At 62.3% G+C, this 26,468-nt stretch carries 27 protein-coding genes; 15 read left to right on the top strand and 12 right to left on the bottom strand.

Annotation, left to right across the window (positions count from 1 at the left end):
* Positions 1-9: 9 nt before the first annotated feature.
* Positions 10-1,596, bottom strand: coding sequence for a bifunctional phosphoribosylaminoimidazolecarboxamide formyltransferase/IMP cyclohydrolase (gene purH / locus A3722_RS18450; protein ID WP_067629202.1), 1,587 nt, complete (start codon positions 1,594-1,596; stop codon positions 10-12).
* A gap of 16 nt (positions 1,597-1,612) precedes the next feature.
* Positions 1,613-3,361 carry a heparinase II/III family protein gene (locus tag A3722_RS18445; RefSeq protein WP_067916351.1) on the bottom strand — a complete coding sequence of 583 codons (1,749 nt, stop codon included), beginning with the start codon at positions 3,359-3,361 and terminating at the stop codon, positions 1,613-1,615.
* A 165-nt stretch (positions 3,362-3,526) separates the two neighbouring features.
* Here A3722_RS18445 and A3722_RS18440 point away from each other — a divergent pair, with 165 nt between their 5' ends.
* Positions 3,527-4,276, top strand: a complete 750-nt coding sequence (locus A3722_RS18440) for a phosphate/phosphite/phosphonate ABC transporter substrate-binding protein (RefSeq protein WP_067626248.1) — start codon at positions 3,527-3,529, stop codon at positions 4,274-4,276.
* A gap of 3 nt (positions 4,277-4,279) precedes the next feature.
* Here A3722_RS18440 and A3722_RS18435 read toward each other — a convergent pair whose 3' ends face one another.
* On the bottom strand, positions 4,280-5,551 hold the full coding sequence (locus A3722_RS18435) for an RsmB/NOP family class I SAM-dependent RNA methyltransferase (protein ID WP_067626246.1): 1,272 nt from the start codon (positions 5,549-5,551) through the stop codon (positions 4,280-4,282).
* 199 nt (positions 5,552-5,750) lie between these two features.
* Between A3722_RS18435 and A3722_RS18430 the strand changes: the two genes are divergently transcribed.
* On the top strand, positions 5,751-5,951 hold the full coding sequence (locus A3722_RS18430; protein WP_201722073.1) for a DUF1674 domain-containing protein: 201 nt from the start codon (positions 5,751-5,753) through the stop codon (positions 5,949-5,951).
* A gap of 6 nt (positions 5,952-5,957) precedes the next feature.
* On the opposite strand, the gene A3722_RS18425 is transcribed toward A3722_RS18430, so the two are convergent.
* Together A3722_RS18425 and dapB are read right to left on the bottom strand one after the other, a co-directional pair.
* Positions 5,958-6,317: a dihydrodipicolinate reductase gene (locus A3722_RS18425; RefSeq protein WP_067626242.1), complete on the bottom strand. Its 360-nt coding sequence runs from the start codon at positions 6,315-6,317 to the stop codon at positions 5,958-5,960.
* 77 nt (positions 6,318-6,394) lie between these two features.
* The gene (gene dapB / locus A3722_RS18420) at positions 6,395-7,213 is read right to left on the bottom strand and encodes a 4-hydroxy-tetrahydrodipicolinate reductase (RefSeq protein ID WP_067626240.1); all 819 of its coding nucleotides are present in this window, start codon (positions 7,211-7,213) and stop codon (positions 6,395-6,397) included.
* A gap of 98 nt (positions 7,214-7,311) precedes the next feature.
* On the opposite strand from dapB, the gene rbfA reads away from it, so the two are divergent.
* The 9 genes from rbfA (at position 7,312) to A3722_RS18375 (ending at position 15,489) form a co-directional block, all read left to right on the top strand.
* Positions 7,312-7,743 (top strand): 30S ribosome-binding factor RbfA, encoded by a 432-nt coding sequence (gene rbfA / locus A3722_RS18415; RefSeq protein WP_067626238.1) that lies wholly within the window; start codon positions 7,312-7,314, stop codon positions 7,741-7,743.
* Positions 7,740-8,486 (top strand): phosphodiester glycosidase family protein, encoded by a 747-nt coding sequence (locus A3722_RS18410; RefSeq protein WP_067916349.1) that lies wholly within the window; start codon positions 7,740-7,742, stop codon positions 8,484-8,486. Before rbfA ends, A3722_RS18410 begins: the two co-directional genes overlap by 4 nt.
* 78 nt (positions 8,487-8,564) lie before the next feature.
* Complete coding sequence (truB, locus tag A3722_RS18405) at positions 8,565-9,491, top strand: tRNA pseudouridine(55) synthase TruB (RefSeq protein ID WP_067626952.1); 927 nt, start codon at positions 8,565-8,567, stop codon at positions 9,489-9,491.
* A 6-nt stretch (positions 9,492-9,497) separates the two neighbouring features.
* The gene (locus tag A3722_RS18400) at positions 9,498-10,007 is read left to right on the top strand and encodes a DUF1643 domain-containing protein (protein WP_067626953.1); all 510 of its coding nucleotides are present in this window, start codon (positions 9,498-9,500) and stop codon (positions 10,005-10,007) included.
* 87 nt (positions 10,008-10,094) lie between these two features.
* Entirely contained in the window at positions 10,095-11,057 is a 963-nt protein-coding gene (locus tag A3722_RS18395; protein ID WP_236627471.1) for a calcium-binding protein, read from the top strand.
* 167 nt (positions 11,058-11,224) lie between these two features.
* Positions 11,225-11,494: a 30S ribosomal protein S15 gene (gene rpsO, locus A3722_RS18390; protein ID WP_067624299.1), complete on the top strand. Its 270-nt coding sequence runs from the start codon at positions 11,225-11,227 to the stop codon at positions 11,492-11,494.
* A 282-nt stretch (positions 11,495-11,776) separates the two neighbouring features.
* A complete protein-coding gene (gene pnp, locus A3722_RS18385; RefSeq protein WP_067624302.1) occupies positions 11,777-13,918 on the top strand; it encodes a polyribonucleotide nucleotidyltransferase in 2,142 nt (713 codons plus the stop codon).
* A gap of 61 nt (positions 13,919-13,979) precedes the next feature.
* On the top strand, positions 13,980-14,684 hold the full coding sequence (locus A3722_RS18380; protein WP_067624305.1) for a glycosyltransferase: 705 nt from the start codon (positions 13,980-13,982) through the stop codon (positions 14,682-14,684).
* Between the two features lie 52 nt (positions 14,685-14,736).
* A complete protein-coding gene (locus A3722_RS18375) occupies positions 14,737-15,489 on the top strand; it encodes a glycosyltransferase family 25 protein (protein WP_067624308.1) in 753 nt (250 codons plus the stop codon).
* Positions 15,490-15,496: 7 nt separating this feature from the next.
* Here the strand turns inward: A3722_RS18375 and A3722_RS18370 are convergent, their stop codons facing one another.
* The 4 genes from A3722_RS18370 to A3722_RS18355 form a co-directional block, all read right to left on the bottom strand.
* Entirely contained in the window at positions 15,497-16,150 is a 654-nt protein-coding gene (locus tag A3722_RS18370; protein ID WP_067624311.1) for a peroxiredoxin, read from the bottom strand.
* A gap of 184 nt (positions 16,151-16,334) precedes the next feature.
* Complete coding sequence (locus tag A3722_RS18365; protein ID WP_067631262.1) at positions 16,335-16,982, bottom strand: pseudouridine synthase; 648 nt, start codon at positions 16,980-16,982, stop codon at positions 16,335-16,337.
* Positions 16,983-17,030: 48 nt separating this feature from the next.
* Positions 17,031-17,489: a GAF domain-containing protein gene (locus tag A3722_RS18360; RefSeq protein ID WP_067631280.1), complete on the bottom strand. Its 459-nt coding sequence runs from the start codon at positions 17,487-17,489 to the stop codon at positions 17,031-17,033.
* Positions 17,490-17,562: 73 nt separating this feature from the next.
* Positions 17,563-18,735, bottom strand: a complete 1,173-nt coding sequence (locus A3722_RS18355; RefSeq protein ID WP_067631264.1) for a thiolase family protein — start codon at positions 18,733-18,735, stop codon at positions 17,563-17,565.
* 87 nt (positions 18,736-18,822) lie between these two features.
* Here A3722_RS18355 and A3722_RS18350 point away from each other — a divergent pair, with 87 nt between their 5' ends.
* The 3 genes from A3722_RS18350 to A3722_RS18340 all read left to right on the top strand — a co-directional run bounded on the left by A3722_RS18350 (position 18,823) and on the right by A3722_RS18340 (position 21,431).
* Entirely contained in the window at positions 18,823-19,161 is a 339-nt protein-coding gene (locus A3722_RS18350; RefSeq protein WP_067631283.1) for an STAS domain-containing protein, read from the top strand.
* Between the two features lie 4 nt (positions 19,162-19,165).
* Positions 19,166-19,630: an ATP-binding protein gene (locus tag A3722_RS18345; RefSeq protein ID WP_067631267.1), complete on the top strand. Its 465-nt coding sequence runs from the start codon at positions 19,166-19,168 to the stop codon at positions 19,628-19,630.
* A gap of 223 nt (positions 19,631-19,853) precedes the next feature.
* Entirely contained in the window at positions 19,854-21,431 is a 1,578-nt protein-coding gene (locus A3722_RS18340; RefSeq protein WP_067631269.1) for a gamma-glutamyltransferase family protein, read from the top strand.
* Between the two features lie 36 nt (positions 21,432-21,467).
* Here the strand turns inward: A3722_RS18340 and hspQ are convergent, their stop codons facing one another.
* Positions 21,468-21,794, bottom strand: coding sequence for a heat shock protein HspQ (gene hspQ, locus A3722_RS18335; protein ID WP_067631272.1), 327 nt, complete (start codon positions 21,792-21,794; stop codon positions 21,468-21,470).
* A 306-nt stretch (positions 21,795-22,100) separates the two neighbouring features.
* Here hspQ and A3722_RS18330 point away from each other — a divergent pair, with 306 nt between their 5' ends.
* Positions 22,101-22,691 carry a transglycosylase SLT domain-containing protein gene (locus tag A3722_RS18330; protein WP_067631275.1) on the top strand — a complete coding sequence of 197 codons (591 nt, stop codon included), beginning with the start codon at positions 22,101-22,103 and terminating at the stop codon, positions 22,689-22,691.
* 70 nt (positions 22,692-22,761) lie between these two features.
* On the opposite strand, the gene A3722_RS18325 is transcribed toward A3722_RS18330, so the two are convergent.
* Complete coding sequence (locus tag A3722_RS18325; protein ID WP_067631277.1) at positions 22,762-23,367, bottom strand: LolA family protein; 606 nt, start codon at positions 23,365-23,367, stop codon at positions 22,762-22,764.
* Positions 23,368-23,542: 175 nt separating this feature from the next.
* Positions 23,543-26,458 carry a DNA translocase FtsK gene (locus A3722_RS18320; protein ID WP_067624165.1) on the bottom strand — a complete coding sequence of 972 codons (2,916 nt, stop codon included), beginning with the start codon at positions 26,456-26,458 and terminating at the stop codon, positions 23,543-23,545.
* Positions 26,459-26,468 lie beyond the last annotated feature (10 nt).

The following is a 26,468-nucleotide window of genomic DNA, read 5'->3' as shown; positions in this document are numbered from 1 at the left end:
GCCCTACGTTTAGTGCCGGAAGTGACGCATGTTGGTAAAGACCATGGCAAGGCCCGCTTCATCCGCTGCGGCGATCACTTCGTCGTCCCGCATGGAGCCGCCGGGCTGGATCAGCGCCGTGGCACCGGCTTCTGCCGCTGTGATCAGACCGTCCGCGAAGGGGAAGAACGCATCGGATGCCACGACCGACCCTTGGGTCAGGGGTGCGTCGATGTCCATCACCTCGGCCATGTCTTGGGCTTTGCGCGCGGCGATGCGGGTGCTGTCCACCCGGCTCATCTGGCCTGCGCCGACGCCGACGGTGGCACCGTCTTTGACATAGATGATGGCGTTGGATTTGACGTGTTTCGCCACGGTCCAAGCAAACAGCATGTCGTCGAGCTCTTGATCCGACGGCTTGCGCTTGGTCACGACCTTGAGATCATCGCGGCTAACCCGGCCCACGTCTTTGTCTTGCACCAGAAACCCGCCCGAGACCTGACGCACGGCCAAAGCCGCGGCGGCAGGGTCGGCCAGACCTTCGGTGGTCAGCAGACGCAGGTTCTTCTTGGCGGCAAAGATGCGCTTGGCATCCTCATCCGCGCCGGGGGCGATGACGACCTCGGTAAAGATCGCAGCAATGGCTTCGGCGGTGGGGCCGTCGAGCGGCTGGTTCAACGCGATGATTCCGCCAAAGGCCGAAGTGCGGTCGCAGTCAAAAGCACGTTTGTAAGCCTCCAACATCGTCTCACCCCGTGCCACGCCGCAGGGGTTGGCGTGTTTGATGATCGCGCAGGCGGGGCCGTCTTTAGGGTCAAATTCGCTGACCAGCGCAAAGGCGGCGTCGGTGTCGTTGATGTTGTTGTAGGACAGTTCCTTGCCCTGATGCTGCACGGCGTTCGCCAGACCGGGGGCGGTGGAGCCATCGGTGTAGAAAGCCGCCTGCTGGTGTGGGTTCTCACCATAGCGCAGGGTTTGCGCAAGCGTGCCGCCAAAGGTCCGGCGGCGCGGGGTGCCTGCGACCTGCTCGGCCATCCAAGTGCTGACGGCAGTGTCATAGGCCGCGGTGCGGGCATAGGCGGTTTGGGCCAAGCGCTGGCGCAGGGCATAGGTGGTCTGGCCGTCGTTGGCCTCAAGCTCCGCGATCACCTCGGCGTAGTCCTCAACATCGACCACGACATTGACGAAGCCGTGGTTCTTGGCCGCCGAACGGATCATCGCTGGTCCACCAATGTCGATATTCTCGATCACCTCGGCATATTCCGCGCCCTTGGCGACGGTTTCCTCGAAGGGGTAAAGGTTCACCACAACCAGATCGATTGCGCCGATGTTATGTTCGTTCATCGCGGCAACATGTTCGTCATTGTCGCGCAGGGCCAGCAGACCGCCGTGGACCACCGGGTGCAGCGTTTTCACCCGCCCGTCCATCATCTCGGGGAAGCCTGTCACATCGGCCACATCCAACACCTCAAGCCCCGCCTCGCGCAGTGCTTTAGCGGTGCCGCCGGTGCTGAGCAATTCGACGCCCCGCGCCGCCAAGGCTTTGCCTAGGTCCAAAAGACCGGTCTTGTCGGATACGGAAAGCAGGGCGCGTTTGATGGGATAGAGGTCGGGCATGGGGCTGGTTCCTTGGTCAGTCTTCATCAGCATAGGGATCGTCGATCGACAAATCTCGCACGCCAATCGCAGTTTCCTGCGCTTTTGACAACGACCAGCGCACCCGTGTGGCATAGTTCATGGCATAGCCCGAGAGCACGATCTGCTGTGCCGCACGTGGCTTCAGCCGGGTCGTCTCAAGGTAAACCCCCGGTTCCAAAGACAGATTAAGCGTGCCGTCATGGCGAAACACCCAAATTTCACCGCTTTTCAGCGCCATGGATATTGCAGCCCCGCCAAGGTCGACCGTGGCATCCACATCCGGATGCAGGTGAAAACGGATGTCGAAAGGCACGCCCTTCAGTTGCGTGGCGCTCAACACCTTATCAAAGCGCCGCTTCTCCGCCCCCTCTATCGCCAGCAGCATATCCTCCCCCGTCAGCCCGCGCCCGTCCGAGGTGAGTTCGAGCCGCCGCGCATGGGTCAGCCCGTGGCTGCGCAGATAGGCGTCATGGCCGCCCTCAAAACGCAGCCCATCCGCCGCCTCTCCGATCTCCACTGGCACTTGGCGCGGACCCGCGATGAGCGCCTCTGTCCCGCTGTGGGGGTCAGGCTCCGCCAGTCGGGCGCTGGAATGGCCGACGAGCGACAGGGCGGAATGCGACGGCGTGGCCCGCCCCGCCCGCCGCCATTCCAGCCCAAATGACGCGCCGGAGCCGCAGTTCACCACCAAGGGCCGCCGCCCCGAGGTCAGCTCAAACGCCAGTGTCGAGGCATGGGCATTGCCCGAGGCCGTGCCGCCCGGTGGCGCCGCCGCATCGACGATCACGCTGGTGCGCCCTGCCGACAGCCTTGCATAGCCCATGGCCAGCCCATCAGGCTGCCGCGTCTTGACCTTGGCCGCCGCCAGTGCGTGATCCAGCCAGCCTTCCATACCGCGCCCGCCGCCGTGAAACCGCGCCAAAGCGCCATCGGCATGACGCAGGCTGCGCAGGGTGGGCGCGATACGCTCAATCGCGGTAAGGTGCTCTTTGGGCGTGCTGCGGCCTGCATCGCTGAGCGCCGCTGCGGCCCATGTAAGCAGGGTAAAAACGGCGAGCAGTTCTTCGGGGTTTCGGGTCGGCAGACCGCCCTCGGCGTCGATCTGGCTGGCACATTCGCGTGCTAATGCCTTGATGGCGGGATCGGCCAGTTCCTCTAGCCCCTCCAGCGACAGGCCCGCGTAAATCAACCCGGTCAGCGCTTCGAAACGCGGCAGGCCCGGCGCAGAGGCGCGCCAGCGTTTTGACAGGAAACGGGTCTGCTGTTCGAGGGACCGGTAGAAGGCATCGCTCTGCGCGGTGTCCGTCCCGCGCAGCATGAAAAGTGCGTGGTTGATCCAGCGGATCAGCCGCCGACCGGTCAGCGCCGGGGTCCAGCCCGGCCCTTGCCCGCGCCCGAAACGGTCGATCCACCCCCAAAGCCAATCCTGCGCCGACGCACGCGCCCGTGCATCCCCCACGGCAGCAAGATCATCCAGCCATGCAAAACCGTGCAGTTCCGCCGCAAAGGCAGGGCCAGGCGGGGTCAGATCCCACNTCGCGGTCTGCGGCGCGGTTAGCAGGCTGCCGGCAAAAAGGTAATTGCCCGCCATCAACTGCCGCCCCCGCGCGAAAGAGCCGATGGTGCGCGGCTCGGGCGACGCGGTGAAACCCGCCACCCGCCCCCGGCCCCGGGTCGCACGCCAAGCGTGCCAGCGGTTCAAAAACCGCACCCTTCGGGCCATGACGCTGGAAAGATTAATCATATCAAGCTGCCCCTGACGCTCTGATGGCGTTTGGCGGCAGCATAACCGCGGCCCTGCAATGAGTCACCGGATTTTCCCCGCGCGCCGGGGGATCGGCGGGGAACGGACGGTTGCCAGCCCGCAGGGGTGCCGCCTAAACAAGGGCACCGCAACCGGAGCGCACCGATGATCGCCAGCCTGATGATGTACCTGCGGCCAGAAACCGCCGCGGCCACGGCCCGCTACTGGGCGCTGATCCGCGATGGGCTGCGCGCGCGGGGCGTTGCAGCCCCGGAAGGGTTGGACAATGCGCGAGAGGAATTCGCGGTGTGGAAAGCCCTCGACCTGACCCTTTCGCAAACCTGCGGGATGCCCTACCGCCTATGGCTGCACGACCGCGTCACGTTGATCGGGACACCTGACTTTGCCGTCGAGGGCTGCCCGCCGGGCTACTACCACAGCGTCTTCGTGGTCCGCGCCAATGATCCCCGTGAAACAATTTCCGAGTTTCGCGCGGCGCGGTTCACCTACAACCAGACGTTTTCGCAGTCAGGCTACGCCGCCGCCTACGCGCATTGCAGCGCAGAGGGTTTCTGGTTTGCAGATCGCAGTCAAAGCCACGGTCACCGGAACTCTGCCAAGACCGTGGCCGAGGGGCGGGCGGATATTGCGGCGCTGGACGGGGTGTCGTGGCGGCTGATCCAGCGGTATGACGCTTTCGCGGGTGGCTTGCGGGTGCTGGAAACCACGACGCCGACGCCCGGCCTGCCCTATATCGCGGCGTCAGATACCGATCGCGAAGCAACATTTGCGGCGGTCCGCGATGCCATCGCCGGGCTTACGCCCGAGGATGCCGCGACGCTGGGCCTGCGCGGCTTGGTCGAGATACCGAAATCCGCATATCTCGCCGTGCCCTCACCACCCGATGGGGCGTGAGGGTCAGCCCTTCCGCAGACACGCGATATAGAAGCCGTCCATCCCGCCTTTGTCGGCCCAAAAGTCAGGTCGCAGACGCAACCCGCCCTCTTCGGTGACCCACTCTGCCTCGACCCCCGGCAGGTCCAGCGCGGCGCGGTCGACTGTCATGTCACCATGCCGTTCCAAGGCTTCGTCGACCTGCACTTCGCCCTCGTCGGGCAGCAGGCTACAGGTGCAGAACACCAGCCGCCCGCCGGGTTTCAGCAGGGTCCATGCATGGTCGATCAACTCGGATTGCAGTTCAATCAGGTCCCCGAATTCCGAGCCATCCTTGGCATGGGGCAGATCGGGGTGGCGACGGATGGTGCCGGTGGCGGAACAGGGCGCGTCAAGCAGGATCGCGTCGAACGCGCCCTCTACGGCACGGGCGTCCTTGGTGAGCGTCTTGGCCTTAAGCCCCACGCGGGCAAGGTTTTCCTTCACCCGCTGCATCCGTGGATGCGATTGGTCAACGGCGGTGACAACAGCCCCCGCAGCGGCAAGCTGCATCATCTTGCCCCCCGGCGCGGCGCAGAGGTCGAGCACGGTTTCACCTTCCGTCGGGGCCAGCACCCGCACCGGGATCGCAGCGGCGGCATCCTGCACCCACCAGTCACCTTCGGCAAATCCCGGCATGGTGGAGACCTGCCCTGCGTTCATTACGCGCACCGATCCTGTCGGCAAGAGCGTGCCGCCCACGGCCTCGGCCAAGGCGGCCGGATCACCCTTGGCGGTCAGATCAAGCGGTGCGCCGGCGAAATGCGCCTCTTCCATCTTGGCGATGGCGTCGGCGCCCCAAGCCTCTGCCAGCGGGCCGCGCAGCCATTTCGGCAGGCGCGGTGCGCGCAGAGCGTCCCAAGCCTCAGGCCCCTGTGCGGCGATCTTGCGCAACACGGCGTTGGTCAGCCCCTTGAGATGGCTCAGCGTGCGATGCTGCGAGACGAGGTTCACCATCGCATTCACCACCCCATGCGCGGCTCCGCCTTGACAAAGCTCGACTGTGCCGACCCGCAGCACATTGCGCACGGTCAGCGGCGGGGCCTTTTGCAGGTGTTTTTGTAACAGCCGGTCGGCACGCTCCAACCCGCGCAGCGTGTCTTGCGCCAGACGTTGGGCGCGGGCGCGGTCATCCGGGGGCAGCTTGTCCAACGCGCCGGAGGCGAGCAGTTCCGACATCAGCCGCGGCTCGTCGCCCAAAATCTGATCCAGCAGATATACCGCGCTTCTGCGGGCCTGAACGCCTGTGTCTGCCATGGTCATGTCCTATCTGGGTCTCGCTTGAGGGGTTGGCGGGTTGTCTGGGCCAGCGCGCGACGTATATCAAGGGAGAACTTGGCTTAAGAGGACCATGATGCCCGATCAACGCCCCATTCCCGACAGTAGACCCGGCCCAGACCCAACTCCAAGCCCCGCGCCGGACCTGCCACCGCAGCCCAAACCGGGGCCAAAGCCGATCCCCGACACGCCGCATGACCCGACGCCGCAGCCCGGCCCCGATCTGCCTGCCGCCGCACAGCGCGCGCTGGCCGAGGCCGCCGCGCGCCGCAAGGCCGCAGCCGCGCTGGACCTGCCCGCCGAACTGGGCGGGCGCGATGGGCCAGAGCCGGTACGCTATGGCGATTGGGAGAAAAAAGGCATCGCCGTCGATTTCTAAGCGGCCTTAGCGCAGGGTCAGCACCGCCGACTCGCCTGCACCCTTGTCAGAGGTGAAGCGGATTTTCGCGCCATCGCGCATGACGACTTGGCAATTATAGCCCAAATCCTTGCCGCCCCAGACCAGCGTCCGACAGAAATAGCCGTCTTTCCACGACCAATTGCCGGTGATCTGCCAAGCGGCCCCCTTGCCAGCGATGGCTCCGCCGGGGGTCACCTGCAGATTGACGAGCGGGCGGGTCAGCCTTTTGCCATTCACCGCCGCGACAAAGTCTGACTTGTTCTGAATACGGGCATACTCCGCCGCCGCGGGCAGGCCGCTTAGCGCCAGCACCGCAGTCGCGGCGAGTGCAAAGATAATCCTCATCGATACCTCCCTTGGTGAATTGCCTTTGGCATTCACGTAAGCAAAAGAGGTAAAGTTTCAGATAATCTGCATCTGGTTCAGCGTTTCAGGCCCAGCACATCAAGCATGTCATATTCGCCCGGCGTCTGACCCTGCCCCCAAAGCGCGGCCTTCAGCGCGCCGCGCGCGAAAAGCGCGCGGTCAGACGCGATGTGGCGTAGAATGATCCGCTCTCCAGCGGCGGCGAACATTACGTCATGCTCCCCCACGATGTCACCGCCCCGGATCGCGGTGAAACCGATATCGCCCTGCTGCCGCGCGCCGGTGATCCCATCGCGGCCCCGGTCTGACACATCAGCCAGCTTTACGCCGCGCCCTTCGGCGGCGGCTTCGCCCAGCATCAGAGCCGTGCCAGAGGGGGCATCGACTTTCTGGTTGTGGTGCGATTCGATGATCTCAATGTCGTAATCCACGTCCAGTGCAGCGGCGACCTGACGAGTGAGCTGTGTCAGCAGGTTCACGCCAAGACTCATATTGCCTGCGCGGATGATGATGGCCCCCTGTTCGGCGGCTGGGGCAAGCTGCGCGATCTCCTCATCGGTCATCCCGGTGGTGCCGATGACATGCACGATCCCGGCCTTCGCGGCCTCGGCAGCAAAAGCGATCGTTGCCTGTGGCGCGGTGAAATCGATCACGGCCTGCACCTTCGCAAACGCTTCGGCTGCGTCGTCAGTTACGGTCACACCTGACGCGGTGCCCCCCATCGCTTCGCCCACGTCGCGCCCCACCCAGTCATGACCGGGACGCTCCACCGCCGCGGCCAGATGCATTTTGTCGCTGGCGGTGATCTCACGGATCAACATCTGGCCCATGCGGCCAGAGGCGCCGGTAACGGCAATGCCGGGGGTCTGTGTCATGGGGGTGTCTCCTGCAGTTCGGGGGCATGAATGGCTCGGCTGGTTTAGCCCGTCGGCGAGCGCTTGGCAAAGTGCAACCGAAGCCTTAGATGGGGTTCATGGCAAAGAACAAGTTTCATGAGGGCGCAGGCCCGTCGCAACGACAACTCCGCGTGGGCGAAACCGTCCGCCGCGCCTTGTCTGATGTACTCGCACGCGGGGACGTGCATGACACCGACCTCAACCGTCTGTCGATCACCGTGGGAGAGGTGCGCATCTCTCCTGATCTCAAGATCGCAACGGCCTATGTGCTGCCGCTGGGCGGTGAAGGTCAGGATGAGGTGCTTAAGCTGCTGGCGCGCAATAAGAACGAATTGCGCCGACAGGTGGCTAAGAAACTCACGCTCAAGTTCTCTCCTGATCTGCGGTTCCAATTGGATCGGACATTCGACCGGATGGACGACACGCGCCGGATGTTGAACCAAGACGTGGTGCGCCGCGACGCGGATGCGCCTGATGATGACGCTGCCGACAGCGCGCCGGATCAGTGATCCGGGCCGGTTTGATCGCATTGGCGCTGATCGCGCTGAAAGGCACGCCTTCGGATGCTGCCGAATGTCGCAACATCACGTTTGACGGCAGTTCCTATACCGTTTGCGAAGTGGATCTGGAGCGTGACGATCTGCGGCTCTTTCTCAACGATGACGCAGGCGCCCCCTATGGGTTCTTCGGCTCGCTTGATGAGGCACTGAAGGCGGAGGGCTTGCGGCTGGGCTTTGCGATGAACGCGGGCATGTACCACGAGGATCGCTCTCCGGTGGGGCATTACGTCGAAGAAGGCGTCGAGGCGCGCGGCGTGATCGACAGCGCGGGGCCCGGCAACTTTGGCCTGCTGCCCAACGGCGTCTTCTGCCTGCGTGATGGCCGCGCCGATGTGATTGAGACCAAGCGTTACCTCGAAAACAAACCCGATTGCCGCTTTGCCACGCAATCGGGGCCAATGCTGGTGATCGACGGGGCGCTGCATCCGCGATTCTTACCCAACAGCACCTCCCGCTATATCCGCAACGGCGTTGGCACCACGGCAGACGGAAAACGCGCGGTTTTCGCGATTTCCAATGACGTGGTAACCTTTCATGAGTTTGCCCGGCTCTACCGGGATGAGCTGGACCTGCCTAACGCGCTGTATTTCGACGGCAATATCTCGCGCCTGCGGGCGCCGGGATTGCGCCGCACCGGGGCGGGGTTCACCACGCTGGGGCCGATCGTCGGCATCGTCACGCCTGCAAAGTGACCTTTTCCCCGCTTGGGGGCTGGGCAGCGCGGCATGGCTCCGTTAGAGGGCAGCACCACAAAGGCGAAGGGGCAAGACATGGCACGCAAACGCAAGGGTCGCGATATTTCAGGCTGGCTGGTGGTGGACAAACCCGCCGGGCCGACATCGACCGCCGTGGTCAACAAGGTCCGCTGGGCGCTGGAGGCCAAAAAGGCGGGCCACGCAGGCACCCTTGACCCCGAAGCGACCGGCGTTCTGGCCATCGCCTTGGGCGAAGCGACCAAGACCGTGCCCTATATCACCGACGCGCTGAAAGCCTATGAGTTCACCGTGCGTCTGGGCATTGCCACCAACACCGACGATGCCGAAGGCGAAGTGATCGGCACCTCCGATCTGCGCCCCGACGATGCGGCCATCAAGGACGCGCTGAGCGATTTCATCGGGGACATCCAACAGGTGCCGCCGCAGTTCTCTGCCGTGAAGATCGACGGGCAACGCGCCTATAAACGCGCCCGCGATGGCGAAGAAATGGAGATCGCCGCCCGCCCGCTTTGGGTGGAAAGCCTGCTGCTGCTCGACCGGCCCGACGCCGATCACGTCACGCTTGAGATGGTCTGCGGCAAAGGCGGCTATGTCCGCTCCATCGCGCGCGATTTGGGGCAGAAACTCGGCTGTTTGGGTCACGTCCGCGAATTGCGCCGCACGTGGTCCGGCCCGTTTGAGGCGGCGAATGCCCTGACACTGGCACAGATCGACGAAATCGCCCGCACCCCGGAACTCGACACGCATCTTCTGCCATTGGCCGAAGGGCTGGCGGAGTTGCCCGAGGTCAAAGCCACCCCCGAAGGCGCCACCCGTCTGCGCAATGGCAACCCCGGCATGGTGATCGCCCATGACGTGGAATATGGCGATGAATGCTGGGCCTCGCTCGATGGCCAGCCCGTCGCCGTGGGCCGCTTCAAGGCGGGCGAATTGCACCCCAGCCGGGTGTTTAACCTATCCCCGGACACGAACGAGGGCTGAATGGCCCTGATCACCCGCAGCCATACCAAGGGCGATGCGCCCTCGACCGCTGTCTACTCCCCCTGTGAGCAGTATCGCTACAGCCTCACACGGATCTGGGACAGCGCTGCGCCGCGGGTGATGTTTGTCATGCTGAACCCCTCCACCGCGACGGAGGTGCAGAACGATCCCACGGTTGAGCGTTGTGAGCGCCGCGCGCGGGTGCTGGGCTTTGGCGGTTTCCGGGTGACCAATATCTTTGCCTTCCGCGCCACCGATCCGCGCGACATGCGGGCCGCCCCCGATCCCATCGGCCCCGATAACGACGCCACGCTGGTCGACGGAGCAGATTGGGCCGACCGCATCATCGCCGCTTGGGGCGTGCATGGTGCCCATCTGGACCGGGGTCTTAGCGTCGCCGCACAGCTGGCGGCGGGGGCCAAACCGCTCTACCACCTTGGTCTCTCCAAGGCCGGGCATCCGCGCCACCCCCTCTACCTGCCCTACACACAAGAGCCGGTTTTGTGGCAGCCCTAGCGCCCCGCGCTGGCAGGCATTCGTTAACCACTTCCCCGCTATTCCTTTGATTTTACGGCCACAGCATGCCCTTTTAAAGGCGGGATGATGTGTGGGGCATCAAGCAATGAACGGGTGGAACTGCGCATGTTGTGGCTGGCTGGTGTGATGGGTCTGATGGCGGTCGGCGCTGTCACTCTCGTTGAAATCGAAACGCCGCACGAGGAGGATGTTCCAGAAGGTGACACTCCGCGCGACCCCAAAACCGTCGGAGACATCCTGTCGGGCAGCGATGGCGGAGAGACAGTGCAGGGCGGCACGGGCGACGACCAACTTGGCGGATACGGCGGGAATGATCTGCTTCATGGCGCGGCCGGCGATGATGATCTGCACGGCCATGATGGCAACGACACGCTGTACGGCGATGCTGGCGACGACAGCCTGCACGGCAATGACGGAGATGATGACCTTTTCGGCGGCGCAGGGAACGACAGCCTCTTTGGCCATAATGACGATGACTTCCTCTATGGCGGTGCGGGCGATGACGCGCTGCAAGGCTCTGCGGGTGATGACGTGCTGCATGGTGAAGCTGGGAGTGACGCGCTGCAAGGCGGGCTTGGCGATGATGCGCTGCGCGGCGGCGCGGGCGAGGATACGCTCTTTGGCGGCTGGGGGGATGACACGCTTACCGGGGCGGATGACCTGCAAAGCCGTGATTACCTGAACGGTGGCGGCGGGGATGACCTGATCGTTGCGGGGGCCGGGGACGTGGTGACATCCGGCGAGGGCACGGATCGGATCGTAATGGGCGACTGGATCGGCAGCGGCGGTGCCGCGCAGATTACAGACTACCACGCACAGGATGATTCGCTGCTTTTTGTCTGGGATGACAGCGCCGCAGCCGGGGCGGAACCGCCGCTCGCGATCCTGCCCGACCCCGATCTGCCGGGCCAATCGCTGGTTATGCTTGATGATATTATCGTTGCACGGGTTGCCGGGGACAGTGTTGCGCTTGATGATATTGCCCTGATCCCGCTCAGCGCGGCGTTTAACCTTGGCTTTGCGGCATAACGCATCTGACAAGCTGGCATAAATCACCCTTTGCCAAAGGCGCGAATTCCTCCTATACGCCCCCATCGCCTGCTGATTCCGTCAGCGGGTGATATCTCCATGGGCCTGAGCTGGACGACATCCCGGCCTGCGCCATCCATTTAAACTCTTTTCGAAAGGAGACCCCGATGTCGATTACTGCTGAAGAAAAAGCAAAAGTCATGAAAGATTTCGGCACCAAAGAAGGCGACACCGGTTCGCCCGAAGTACAGGTTGCCATTCTGACCTCGCGCATCGTCACGCTGACCGAGCACTTCAAGACCCACAAAAAAGACAACCACGGCCGCCGTGGTCTTTTGAAAATGGTCGCGACGCGCCGCAAGCTGCTGGATTACGTTAAGGCCAAAGATGAGTCCCGTTATCAGGACCTGATCAAGCGCCTCGGCCTGCGCCGCTAATTGCGGACAGCCCGCCGGGTTTCCCGGTGACAGGACGACCCAAACCTCCCGGCCCGCGCCGGGAGGTTTTTTGTTGCGCGCAGGTCAGCACAGTGCGCAACGGAGAGAAGCCGCCGCTCACAGCCCCGCTGCGACAGAACGCTTCCCATTTGCCTTGAAAACCTGTATGTCCGCGCAATCTGAAATCCGGCGCGCGGACTCCTGCGCCTGAAAAAGAAGATACCGGAGTCAGGGGCAATACGGCCCCTATGCAATGGCCAATGGGCCAAAAAGGAAACGTAGATGTTTAATGTAACGAAAAAATCGATCCAGTGGGGCGAAGAGACGCTGACACTGGAAACCGGTAAGGTTGCCCGTCAGGCGGACGGGTCGGTGATTGCCACGCTGGGGGAAACCAGCGTTATGGCCAATGTGACGTACGCACGTCAGCAAAAGCCGGGCCAGGACTTCTTCCCCCTGACCGTGCACTACCAAGAGAAATATTATGCCGCCGGTAAAGTACCGGGTGGCTTCTTCAAGCGTGAGGCCCGCCCCACCGAGAAAGAGACCCTGACCGCGCGTCTGATCGACCGTCCGATCCGCCCGCTCTTTGTCCCCGGCTTCAAAAACGAAGTTCTGGTGATGTGTACCGTGCTGAGCCACGATCTGGTGAACGACCCCGATATGGTCGCCATGATCGCCGCTTCCGCCGCGCTGACGATCTCCGGCGCGCCGTTCCGTGGCCCGATTGCTGGCTGCCGCGTGGGCTATGAGGATGGCGATTACATCCTGAACCCAACAATCGACGACATGCAGGACCTGCGCCTGAACCCCGAGCAGCGCCTCGATCTGGTTGTCGCCGGCACCAAAGACGCCGTGATGATGGTCGAATCCGAAGCCTATGAGCTGTCGGAAGAGGAAATGCTGGGTGCGGTGAAATTTGCCCACGACCAGATCCAGCCGGTCATCGACCTGATCATCGATCTAGCCGAAGACGCCGCGAAAGAGCCGTTTGACTTCCAGCCCGACGATTACTCTGAGCTGTCCGCCGCTGTAAAAGCCGCTGGCGAAGACGAAATGCGCGCTGCATTCGCTATCGCCGACAAGCAAGAGCGCACCGCCGCTGTTGCCGCCGCACGCGAGACGATCAAAGGCAAGCTCACCGAAGAGCAGCTTGAGGACAAGAACCTCGGCTCCGCGATGAAGGGCCTTGAGGCCAGCATCCTGCGCGGCGACGTGGTGAAAACCGGCAAGCGTATCGACGGTCGTCGCACCGACGAAATCCGCGATATCGTGGCAGAAACCGGCATCCTGCCGCGGACCCACGGCTCGGCGCTCTTCACCCGTGGTGAAACGCAAGGCCTCGTCGTGACCACGCTCGGCACCGGCGACGATGAGCAGTTCATCGACGCGCTGCACGGCAACTTCAAATCGAACTTCCTGCTGCACTATAACTTCCCCCCCTACTCGGTTGGTGAAGTTGGTCGCGTGGGCCCTCCCGGCCGTCGCGAAGTTGGCCACGGTAAGCTCGCTTGGCGTGCTCTGCAGGCGGTTCTGCCCGCAGCGACAGACTTCCCCTACACCATCCGTCTCGTGTCCGAGATCACCGAATCCAACGGCTCCTCGTCGATGGCATCGGTCTGCGGTGGCTCGCTGTCCATGATGGACGCAGGCGTGCCGCTGAAATCGGCTGTGGCCGGTGTGGCGATGGGTCTGATCCTCGAAGATGACGGCTCCTACGCGATCCTGTCGGATATCCTGGGTGACGAAGACCACCTCGGCGACATGGACTTCAAAGTGGCCGGGACCGAAGCGGGCATCACGTCGCTGCAGATGGACATCAAGGTTGCAGGCATCACGCCCGAGATCATGGAAAAAGCTCTGGCTCAGGCCAAAGAAGGCCGTATCCACATCCTTGGCGAGATGAACAAAGCGATCTCCGGCGCAGCGGACTTCTCCGTGCACGCACCGCGCATCGAGACCATGCAGATCCCCACCGACAAGATCCGTGAAGTGATCGGGTCCGGCGGCAAGGTGATCCGCGAGATCGTCGAAGTTTCCGGCGCCAAAGTCGACATCAACGACGAAGGCATCATCAAGATCGCAAGCGCCAATGGCGACGCCATCAAAAAGGCCTACGACATGATCTATTCGATCGTGGCAGAGCCCGAAGAGGGCGCCGTTTACACCGGCACCGTGGTCAAGATCGTCGATTTCGGTGCTTTCGTTAACTTCTTTGGCAAGCGCGACGGTCTGGTCCACGTGTCCCAGATCGAAAACCGCCGCCTGAACCACCCTTCGGACGTTCTGAAGGAAGGTCAGGAAGTGAAAGTGAAGCTTCTGGGCTTTGATGATCGCGGCAAGGTGCGCCTGTCGATGAAAGTCGTCGATCAGGAAACTGGTGAAGAAGTCGCTGCCGAGAAGAAAGAACCGGCAGAAGGTTGATTAAAACCTGCTGCGGACCCCCACCGGGGTCCGCAGTTTTTCCCGCAGGGCAGTACAAGACATGAGCGCAGAGAATCTGGTCACGATTTGCATCACCATGGGGCTGCGCCCCGATGTCCTGCAACAAACGCTCGAAAGCCTCGGCCCGGAACTGCGTAAGCTCCCCATCATTGGCATCAACGACTTTGGCGATGCCGAAACAAGCGCGGTCTTCGACCGTCTCTGCCCCCACGGCCAACGCATTGATCTGGGCAAACAGGTCGGACACCACCCCGCCGTTGACGCCATGTATGCCAAGGTGCGCACGCCTTATGTCTTTCACATGGAAGACGACTGGGAATTCACCCGCCACGATTTTTTAGATGACGCCCTGCGCCTGCTAGAGGCACATCCCGATGTTTCCTCGGTCTGTTTCCGCGACACCGATAACTTCTTCATCGAAGACGCGGCCCGCGCCCAGATCGTCAAGGAGGACTGTGCAGGCGTCTCCTACGCGCGCATGGATGCCCTCAGCCCTAAATGGTATGGCTATACGTTCAACCCGCATCTTGCCCCCCTCTCCCTCTGGAAAGAGGTTGGCGGCTTCAGCGGTTTCAAACGTGAAAGCCATATTTCGCGTCACCTGCGCAAACAGGGTAAATTCACGGCCTTTCTGAAACCCGGCGCTTGCCAGCACATCGGGTTTGTCAGCGTCGCCCACAAACCGCCTTCCGCCTTCAAACGATTCAAAAACTGGCTGCGCGGTCGACCCACCCCCAAAGTTTAACCCGTAAGAACCTGTTGCCGTCCCCCGGGCCGACAGGGATGAGGTCAAATCCATGCCGCAGCGCCCCAAGGGATTCGTCATCAATCTCGCCGCCTCCCCCCAACGGCTGGACAGCGCGAAGGCCGAACTGGACGGGGCGCAAGTCGACCCGATCCGCGTAGACGCATTTGACGGGCGTGAAATCGACCTCGCGCAGTTCGCGCCCTATGATGATAGCAAAGCCCGACGGTTCATGGGCCGCTCGATGACCCAAGGTGAGGTCGGATGCTACGTCTCCCACCAGCGCGCCGCCACAGCCTTTCTGGAAAGCGGCGATGAGATCGGCTTCGTTTTCGAAGATGATATCGCCCTACAGCCTGAGTTCAAAACCGCCGTGCCGAAACTGATAGAATGGCTCCGCGCCCGCGACGATTGGCACTGCGTCAACTTGGGCGCAACACGCTTGAAAATCACCAGTCCCATGGCAGAGGTCGCAGGCATTGAAGTGCTCCGCGCTCACTATTTCCCCATGCTCGCCCATGCGCTGATCTGGAACCGCGCCGGAGCCAAGGCCTTCCTTGCCGCCTCCGAGCCTATTTTCTGCCCCGCAGACAATATGTTAAGACAAGTCCTCACACGTTCCGACATGGGGCTGGCAACCGCCCAAAACCTCGTGACCGCTGGCCGGTTCGACAGTGACATTTCCGCCCGTTCAGGCGGAAATCGGGGACAATTCCGCCGGTCGCCGCTCTATGGCCTGCGCAAACAGCGCCGCTTGCTGCATGAAAAAGCGATGGCCTTCGCGCATAAGCTCGGCCATCGCTAACAACGCATCAGCCCGGCAGTTTCGCCTTACGCAGATAGGGCAAAACGGTATCAAACGCCCCGAACTTTGCCTTGGCATCCTCATCTGACACGGTCGCGGGAATGATCACATCCTCACCGACCTGCCAATCCGCCGGCGTTGCGACGCCATTCTTGCCAGCAGTCTGCAACCCATCCAGCGCCCGCAGCACCTCGGCAAAGTTGCGGCCCACGTTCATCGGGTAGGTCATGCTCAGCTTCAACTGCTTATCCGGCGAAATGATAAAGACCGACCGCACAGTGGCACTGTCGTTGGGCGTGCGGCCATCGGGCATGTAGGCTTCGGCGGGCAGCATATCAAAGGCCTTCGACACCTCCAGCCCGGCATCCGCGATAATCGGGAAACCGGCCTTGGTGCCTGCAACCTTCTCAATATCGCCCTTCCATTTCTTATGCTCTTCAACCCCGTCAACGCTGACGCCAATCACCTTCGTGCCGCGCTTTTCCCACTCATCGGAAAGCCGCGCCACGGCGCCGAATTCGGTCGTGCAAACGGGGGTGAAATCCTTCGGATGCGAGAACAGGATCGCCCAGCTGTCACCGACGAACTCATGCAGCGAAAAACTGCCCTGATCGGTTTCGACGGTAAGGTCGGGAATAGTGTCGTTGATACGCAAGCCCATGATATCCTCCGGGTCAATCTGTGAACAGATAGGCTAGAGGTAATCGCAAACCCCGCCATTTTCACCCCCCCGATTGCCACAAAGCAAAACTTCACCGCAGCGCCACGGCCCCTTCCCCTTCATCCTTTCTTAAATACCGATCCCGCCCCCACCTCACATCACAAGGCCGGGCACGGAGCGCCCTTCAGAACGGCGCCTTCGCCCGGACCTTGGTCGATGTCCCGCCCTGCGGATGGTTAAACCGCAACTCCTCACTATGCAGCATCAACCGCGGAAAATCCCGCGCAGGCCCGGTGGCATAGAACGGATCGCCCAGAATAGGATGCCCAAGCGCCAGCATATGCACGCGCAGCTGGTGGCTGCGTCCTGTTTTGGGGAACAGGCGCATGCGCGCGGTCTCGCCATCGGACTTGATCTTTTTCCAGTCGGTCTGCGCGGGCTTGCCGGTCTCATGGCACACCATCTGCAGCGGACGATTGGGCCAATCAACGATCAGCGGCAGATCGACCGTGCCGGACTTCTCTTCCGGCACGCCCCAGACCCGGGCAACATAGGTTTTTCGCGTCATGCGTTTTTCAAACTGCAGCCCAAGATGGCGCTGTGCATGGGGTGTCATCGCAAAGATCATCACGCCCGAGGTGTCCCGATCCAACCGATGCACCAGCAACGCCTCGGGAAAGACCGCCTGCACCCGCGCGATCAGGCAATCGGCCAGATGCTCGCCCTTGCCCGGCACGCTCAGCAAACCAGAAGGCTTATCGACCAGCAAAACTTCGGCGTCTTCATGCAGAATGACCAGCGGATCCTGCGGCGGGTTATATTCGCTATCCATGGTTCCCCCTCGCAGATGCCGCCCCGCGGATCAAGCGGCGCGTGGCGGTCAGGCGACCGCAGCGAAACTGTCTTTGAGGATCGCGGCCAATGCATCGGCATCCGCTTGGGTGAATGCATTGGGCTGGTCGCTGTCGATATCAAAGACCCCCAGCAATTCCCCCGCGCCGTTCCAGACCGGCAGCACCAATTCCGACCGCGTCGACGAGGCGCAGGCGATATGGCCCGGGAAGGCATCGACATCTTCCACCAATTGCACCTCGCCCGTGCGGGCCGCAGCCCCGCAGACCCCGCGCGAAAACGGGATCACCAAACAGCCGTGTCCGCCTTGATAGGGCCCGATCTTAAGCAACTCAGGCGCGGTGACACGGTAGAACCCGGTCCAGTCGAACCGGTCATCTGCGTGATGTACCTCGCAGGCGATGGTGGCCATCAGCGCCACGGCATCGTCTTCGCCCTCCGTCAGAGCGGCAATGGTTTTCGATAGGGTTTGGTAGTCGACTGTCATGGAAAAACTCATATTGCGGATAGAGAAAGGGAGGCAGCACGCCCCCCTTTGCATACGTCAAAAAGCCGTGGGATCAGGGGCGTTCAATCGCGATGGCCGTGCCTTCGCCGCCGCCGATGCAGATCGCCGCGATACCGCGCTTCAACCCGCGCTTTTCCAGTGCGTTCAACAGGGTCACCATGATCCGCGCGCCTGAGGCACCGATGGGATGGCCAAGCGCACAGGCGCCGCCGTTGACGTTCACGATGTCATGCGACAGGTCCATCTCATGCATGAAGGCCAGCGGCACCACGGCGAAAGCTTCATTGACCTCCCACAGGTCCACGTCTTCTTTCTTCCAGCCGATCCGCTCCAGCAGTTTCTGCGCTGCGGGCACGGGTGCGGTGGTGAAAAGCCCCGGCGCTTGCGCGTGGCTGGCATGGCCGACGATCCGTGCGCGGATGGTCTGGCCGCGGGTCTTGGCGGTCTCCTCATCCGCCAGCACCAGCGCTGCCGCCCCATCGGAGATCGACGAGGAATTCGCCGCCGTCACCGTGCCACCCTCACGGAAGGCCGGTTTCAACTGAGGGATCTTCTCAGGCCGGGCGCTGGCAGGCTGCTCATCCGCGCCGACCGTGGTGCTGCCCGTGCGCGATGTCACCTCAACCGGGGCGATTTCATCCGCAAAGGCACCGCTCTCTTGAGCCTCAATCGCCCGCGACAGCGACGCGAGTGCATAGTTGTCTTGGGTCTCACGGGTAAACTGAAACCGCTCGGCGCAATCTTCGGCAAAGGTGCCCATCAGACGGCCTTTGTCATAGGCGTCTTCCAAGCCATCAAGGAACATATGGTCGATCACCTGCCCATGGCCCAACCGCGCCCCGCCGCGCATTTTCGGCAGCACATAGGGCGCGTTGGTCATGCTCTCCATGCCGCCCGCGACCATCACATCGGTATGGCCAAGCGCGATTTGGTCAAAGGCCATCATCGCCGCTTTCATGCCAGAGCCGCACATTTTGTTAAGCGTAGTGGCGGGCACTTCTTCGCCCAGACCTGCCTTGAACCCGGCCTGACGCGCGGGCGCTTGGCCCTGCCCTGCGGGCAAAACGCAGCCCATCAGCAGCTCCTGCACTTCGGCGGGGTCCGTCGTCCCCAACGCCGCCTTGATCGCACTGCCGCCCAATTCCGCGGCTGTCAGCCCTTGGAAAGCCCCTTGGAAACCGCCCATCGGGGTTCTGGCTGCACCGGTTATCACGACATTGCGCATCACGTTCTCCTAGAGTTGCACCGCACACCAGTTGGTAAGGTTTTACGGTTAATCACGTCTCGAACTTCAAAGTCTTGAGGCATGTTTATGGAAGTTTCCGCCAAAACAGAAGACCGCTTTTGCGTGGTCAGCGTGCTGCACGAACGGATCGACGCCGCCGCCGCGCTGGAGTTCAAGGACGCGGTGCGCCGCGCCACGACCCATGCGCCATCGGTGGTGATCCTTGACCTGCACCGGGTCAACTTCATCGATTCCAGCGGGCTGGGCGCGATCGTGGCGGCGATGAAACATCTGGCACCGCAGCGGGCCTTGGTGCTGGCCGGGCTAACTCCGGCGGTGGAAAAGGTCTTTACCCTTACCCGGATGGACACGGTCTTTGGCATTTTTCACACGCTGGACGCCGCCCTCAGCGCGCACCGGGGATAGCGCCATGCGGCAGCCCGCCGCGCGCTCTGCGCTTTGCCCGTTTGAGATCACCGTTCACAGCGGCCCCCACGCCGCGCGGGAGGCTCTGACGCTCTTGCTGGACGGTCTCACCTGCCTCGCGCTTGAGGCCGAAGAGGTCTGCGTGGTGCGATTGGTCGTCGCCGAAATGCTCAACAATATCGTCGAACATGCCTATTCGGATGCCGACCTTCCCGGCCCCATCCATATTGCCTGTCATCATGCGCCCGATGGCCTGCACCTTGCCGTGTCGGACGAGGGACTGCCAATGCCCGACCTGCAAGCGCCCTTGGGCCTGCCGCAAGAGATCGACCGCCCGGTCTGCGATCTTCCCGAAGGGGGTTTTGGCTGGTTTCTGATCCGCGATCTGGCAAAAGATCTGAGCTATCGCCGTCTGGCCCAAGAGAACCGGATCGACCTGCGGCTCCCGGTCGGGTTGCCGCCGCGTTAACCCCTGCGGCAGTGCGGCAGGCAGATTTCGCAAAACGGCCCTGCTGGGATCACAATTGCGCCTTGGTTGCAGGGCAAAAGAGTGCCTGTAGCTGCAAATAGCTTCCCTCGGCACCGTGTTTAATAGCCCCCACCCAGTACGCGGTGCCGAGGATCTTTCCCCGCATTGGCAGAACCGAAATGACCGTCTAGGGTCACGCTGATATATCAGCGAGGGACAGCACATGCGCGATTTTCACTTTCCCGGCCGGTCACCGGTCTTGGCCACCAATGGCATCTGCGCCACGTCGCACCCGCTCGCAGCGCGGGCGGCGGTCGATATCCTTGCGCGCGGGGGCAACGCCATGGACGCGGCCATTGCCGGGGCCGTTCTGCTGGGCATTTGCGAGCCGCAGATGACCGGGATCGGCGGCGATTGCTTCGTGCTCTACTCTCCAGCGGGGAGCGAAGAAGTCCATGCGCTCAACGGCTCAGGCCGCGCACCCGCGGCGCTGGACGCCGCCAAGCTGCGCGACAAGGGCGAGAAGACGGTGCCGCTGCGCTCAGCCGATGCGGTGACCATTCCCACCGCCATAGATGCCTTTTGCCACCTGTCAGACAACCTCGGCAAGCTGGGGCTGGACGCGCTGCTGGCCCCCGCGATCCACTATGCCGATGCCGGGGTGCCCGTCGCCCCGCGCGTGGCTTTTGATTGGGCCACGGACGGCGGCACCCTTCAGGGGCGCGCGCGGGACCACTTCCTCATCAACGGCAAAACGCCCCGCGTCGGTGATATTTTCCGCGCGCCGGGACAGGCCGAAGTGCTGCGCCGCGTGGCCGCGAAAGGGCGCGATGCCTTCTACACCGGAGAGATCGCCGAAGACATGATCGCCACGCTGCAAGCCGCAGGTGGCAGCCATAGCGCCGAGGATTTCGCGACGGCGCGGGCTGAAGTCTCGACGCCCGTGTCGGGCCACTACAAAGACCTCGAAGTGGTCGAACATCCGCCCAATGGCCAAGGGGCGACCGCCCTGCTGCTGATGAATATCCTAGATCACTTCGACATCGCCGGAATGGACCCGCTAGGGGCCGAGCGGCTGCATATTGAGGCCGAGGCCACCAAGCTGGCCTATGACGCGCGCAACCGGTTTCTGGCGGACCCGGATCACACCACGCGGTTGGAGCATATGTTGGCGGCTGAGACCGCCCGCGCCCTTGCAGCGCTGATCGATCCCAAACGCGCCATGGTCGCCGCCGCGCCGATCAGCGAGGCGGTGCACAAAGACACGATCTATATCACCGTGGTGGATGGTGACGGCATGTCGGTCTCGCTGATCTATTCGATCTTCCATGGCTTCGGCTCTGGCATCGCGTCGGATAAGTTCGGCATCCTGCTGCAAAACCGTGGCGCGGGCTTCACGCTGGAACACGGCCACCCGAATGAGCTGAAAGGCGGCAAACGCCCGATGCATACGATCATTCCCGGCATGATCCGCGAAAACGGTCGCGTGACCATGCCCTTTGGGGTGATGGGCGGGGCCTATCAGCCCTGCGGCCACGCGCGCTTTGCCTCGAACCTCACCGATTTCGGCATGGACGTGCAAAGCGCCATTGACGCGCCCCGCGCCTTTGCCGATGGGCAAGTGATGAAGGTCGAACGCGGCTTTGGCGACGATGTGCGCCAGACATTGAGCGATCTGGGCCATAAGGTCGAAGTGCCTGAAACGGCAATCGGCGGTGCGCAGGCGATCCGCATCCGCGAAGATGGCGTGCTGGAAGGCGCGAGCGACCCGCGCAAGGACGGCTGTGCCTTGGGGTATTGATGAAATGTCCGGCGGGCAAGCGACGGCCCGCCGGGCTCAGTTCATCTGGAAGTGCAGCGGATAGGCACCGTCGGTGAAGGGGCCGAAAAGATCGGGGATATCGGGGTGGTCCACAGGCTCCCCCGAATAATCAGCCACGAGGTTCTGCTCGGATACATAGGCCACATAGTAGCTCTGATCATTCTCGGCCAAGAGATGATAGAACGGCTGGTCTTTCACCGGACGGTTCTCTTCGGGAATCGCCTCATACCATTCTTGGGTATTGGCGAATTCTGGGTCGACGTCAAAAATCACGCCCCGAAAGGGATGCTTCTTGTGACGGACAATCTGTCCGAGGTGATATTTTGCGCGTGTTCGTATCATAACATGCTGCCCCTACCCCTCGACGGTAGCCCTTTCAAGGGGCTTTTGTCCAATCACAGCGACTGTGCGCGGGGAAACAGACTGTGAACGCAGCACCGACAGTGGGTTTCCGGCAGCACTCTGGGCAGGCGATCAACAGGTTTGTCGGGATTTCGCGGAATACCGCCTGCGCGGGGCTGCGCGGTCAGCGCAATATCGCGCAACGCGGCGCGCATTTTCCCAATTTAGTGATGTGATGAAGGGGGTGAATCGGTTAAAGTCCTTTGAAAAAACGTCCCCTAACAAAAAACGAGAGGCGAGAGGCAGATGAGCAAGCATTTTTGCGCAATGATGATCGTACTGCTGGTGGCATCCTGCGGCGGCGGGCCTCAAACGGCCCCGCGTGATCTGGATAACGCCTGCACGATCCTGAAAGAGCACCCCGACTATTTGAGGGCATTCCGCGCGACCGAGCGCAAATGGGGTGTACCAATCCACGTGCAGATGGCCACCATCCATCAAGAAAGCAAATTCGTGGCTGACGCGCGGACGCCCTTCAAATACGTGCTGGGCGTGATCCCGATGGGCCGCCAGTCCAGCGCCTTTGGCTATTCACAGGCCTTGGACGCGACGTGGGATGAATATCTGGAATCCGAAGGCCGCTGGCGTGCGAAACGCGATGAGATCCGCGACGCGAGCGATTTCATGGGCTGGTACATGAACCTGACGCGCGACCGGAACGGCGTGTCTCTGCATGACGCCCGCAACCAATACCTCGCCTATCACGAGGGGCACACGGGTTTTTCCCGGCAGAGCTACAACAGCAAGGCTTGGCTGGTCGGGGTCGCGGGCAAGGTCGATTCCCGCGCCAAGCTGTATGAAAGACAGATCGCCGGCTGCCGTTTGGGCCGCTGGTAAAAACGATCTAATCCAATGCAAAACGCCCCGGCTGGATCAGCCGGGGCGTTTTTTGTTTCAGCAGGGCCGCTTAGCGTTTGCTGCCTGCCCGTGCGCCTGCGGTGTCAAACAGACTGTTGGAGATATTGCCCCCCACCTGCATGTCACCCAGCACAACGGTCGTGGCGCTGCCATTGCCGTCGTTGATGATCCACTGACGCAGCTGCACCGGGTTGCCGGTGAACTTCATCCGGATGTTGCCATATTGCGGGTTGGCGGGGTCTTGGGCCGTGACTGTGGTGGCGGTGCCGTCATAGCTGTGACCGGTCACCATTTTGGCGCGGCCCAGATTGACGTTTTCCGCCAAGATGATCGACAGCGGGGTGCGCGCCAACGGGTAAGTCTCTGCCGGTTGGTTGGACTTCTTGTCATAGATCACAACCGTATTGGCACCTGCGACGACCAGCCCAGAATCCGGCGCGTTATATTCGAAACGTACCTTACCGGGGCGTTTGATATAGATCGTGCCCGAGCTGATCGACCCATCGTCGTTGATCTGGGTAAAGTCGCCCTTGGCGGTGCGAAGCTGGTTCAGATAGCCCGAGATCTCGTTCAGCGACAGCTGCTGCGCCGCCGCCGCGAGGGGGGCCGATACGGCCAGACCAACCGCCAGAATAGCAGAAGTAAGTTTACGCATGTTGTTCGTCCTGTGTTGCCTCACGTTCTGACATAGGGCGGGTGGGCGTGATATTCGATATCAGGGGGCGGTTTTTCGCTATCGCAGCCTCTGCCCCATAAAAAAACACCGCCGGGAGGGAGGCCCGGCGGTGTTTTCTTTATGACCGCCCCCGAGAGGGGAGGGGGCGCGTAGCCTATGCCTGTTCCGGCACCAGAATCTCGCGCTTGCCAACATGGTTGGCCGGAGACACGAGCCCCTCTTCCTCCATCTGCTCCACCAAACGCGCGGCCTTGTTATAGCCAATCGCCAGTTTGCGCTGGATGTAAGAAGTCGAGCATTTGCGGTCTTTGATGACCACCTGAACGGCGGTGTCATAAAGCGCGTCTTCACCATCGGTATTGCCGCCAAGGCCCAGCACCGCGTCGATGTTGCTTTCTTTATCCTCGGACGGCCCTTCGACCACGCCACCGACATAGTCGGGCTCACCGAATTGCTTGAGGTGGTTGACGATCTCTTCGACCTCTTCGTCGCTGACAAAGGGGCCGTGGCAACGGGTGATCTTGGCCCCGCCTGCCATATAAAGCATGTCGCCCATGCCCAGCAGCTGCTCGGCACCCATCTCACCCAAGATCGTGCGGCTGTCGATTTTCGAGGTCACTTGGAAGGAAATCCGCGTCGGGAAGTTTGCCTTGATCGTGCCGGTGATAACATCGACTGAGGGGCGTTGCGTCGCCATAATCAAGTGGATACCCGATGCCCGCGCCATCTGCGCCAGACGCTGAATGCAGGCTTCGATTTCCTTGCCCGCGACCATCATCAGGTCGGCCATCTCGTCGACGATAACGACGATATAGGGCAGCGCCTCGGGGGTATTTTCTTCGGTCTCAAAAATCGGCTCGCCGGTATCTTCGTCAAAGCCGGTTTGCACAGTGCGAGAGAACATCTCGCCCTTGGCCAGCGCTTCGCGGACGCGACCGTTGTAGCCTTCGATGTTCCGCACGCCCATCTTGGACATCTTGCGATAGCGCTCTTCCATCTCGCCCACGGTCCATTTCAGCGCGACAACAGCCTTTTTCGGGTCGGTCACAACCGGGGACAGCAGATGCGGAATGCCGTCATATACCGACAGTTCCAACATCTTAGGATCGATCATGATCATCCGGCATTCCTGCGGCGTCAGCTTGTACAGCAGCGACAGGATCATCGTGTTGATCGCCACCGATTTACCCGAACCGGTGGTCCCCGCGATCAGCAGGTGCGGCATTTTCGCAAGGTTGGCGACAACCGGATCGCCGCCGATGTCCTTGCCAAGCGCCAGCGGCAGGCGCTGATTGCCATCGCCGAAATCACGGCTCGACAGGATTTCGCGCAGGATCACCTTCTCGCGGTTCTCATTGGGCAGTTCGATGCCGATCACGCTGCGGCCCGGCACGGTGGAAACACGCGCCGACAGCGCGGCCATGGAGCGCGCGATGTCATCCGCCAGACCGATCACACGGCTGGCCTTGAGACCCGGCGCAGGCTCAAGCTCATACATGGTGACCACGGGACCGGGGCGCACGGCGACGATCTCGCCCTTGACGCCGTAATCATCGAGCACGGTTTCCAGCATCCGCGCATTTTCTTCCAGCGCCTCGTCGCTCAGGTGCAGGCGCTGCACGCTCTCGGGGCTTTCCAAAAGGCTCAGCGGCGGCAATTCGAAACCGGGGTGCGTGTCGTCAAAGGTCAAGGTGGGCTGCGCTTCGACCTGCGCCTGTTTCGAGGGTTGGACGGGTTTGCGGGTGGGCTGCTGCACCACTTTGCGCGGCTCGGCCACGGGGATTTTCATCGCCTCTGGCGCCGGCGCTTGCTGCAACGGCAGGGTTTCAGAGGTGACGGTATCCTCGTAACGCTCAACCATCGGCTCTTGCATCATCGGCTCTTCGACCATCGGCTCCGGTGCCGGCTCAGGCTGCACCTGCGGTTTGCGCAGCAGCGGCTCAGGGCGCAGGGTGGCCGAGCCTGCGGTCAAAGGCGGCTCGGCGCGCAGGGTGGCGGGCTGGCTGGTGTTCAGCAACAGCGGGTCCGGCCCACGGCCCCGGCCTTTGGTCAGCGGCGCGGTTGTCGGCGTGTGGATCGCATTGGCATTACGGACGCGGTTCTTGATGACATCGGCGATCTTGCTCTTGATGCGCTCCTCGCCCGGTGTCTCATCCACGATGGCGTCGCTGTAGGTCTCGATCAGTTCCGGCTCGGGCATATCGTCCGCTTCGGGGCGTTTGATAAGACCGGGCATGCGGCCAAACAGGCTGCGCGGCTCTGCTTCCGGCTCAGGCATAGGGGCTTGCTGCGCGTAGTAATCCTGACTTGCGTCCTGTGCGGCCCAAGTCTCGGCTTCCTCAGCCTCCTGACGGCGGCGCTCACGGCGTTCGGCCTGACGGGCCGACAGGTTCTGCGCGGCAACGACGGCACCGCTGGCCCCCCGGCCCAACAAGGTCATCAACCCGGCATAGGCCATGATCAGTCCGACCAGCAGGAACCGCGTGATGCGCATCAACTCGGCCTTGGTGAAGCCCAGCACAAAGGCACCCAGAGCCAGAATCGCCACGCCCATCAAAAGCGACATCAGCTTGACCGTCAGGGTCGAGCCAATGGGCAAGACCGTCAGCAACGCGCCCATAACGGTATCGCCAAAAAGCCCGCCCAGACCAAAGCTATGGGTCAGCAGCCATTCCTGACCGGGGGCCAGCGTCGCGGCATAGATCGCCCCAAGCGCCACGGCGATGGGGGCAAAGATCAGACGCCCGAGGGCACGGTCATCGCCCTGATGCAGCGCGAAACGCCCGCCCCAGAACAGCAGGACGATGGCAATGCCCCAAGCGCCCCAACCGACGATCATGAACAGCGGTGCGGCAATGGAGGCACCGATCCGGCCCATCCAGTTCTGCACCGGCGCATCCGTCGAGACCATCCAGTTTGGATCGTCGGGCGTGTAGCTGCCGATCATCATGGCGGCCATAATGCCCAGCATGATCAGCGCCAGCCCCAGCAGTTCACGACCGCGCTTTTCGATTGCCTCGGCCATGTTGCTGTCTAGCAATGGATCGCGTCCCCGTGTCTGATATGCCATGTCGTCCCTC

The organism is Sulfitobacter sp. HI0027 (assembly GCF_001634775.1).
In the GTDB taxonomy this organism is placed as follows: domain Bacteria; phylum Pseudomonadota; class Alphaproteobacteria; order Rhodobacterales; family Rhodobacteraceae; genus Sulfitobacter.
Note: the sequence above shows the minus strand (reverse complement) of the source record. Positions and strands in the feature narration are given on the sequence as shown.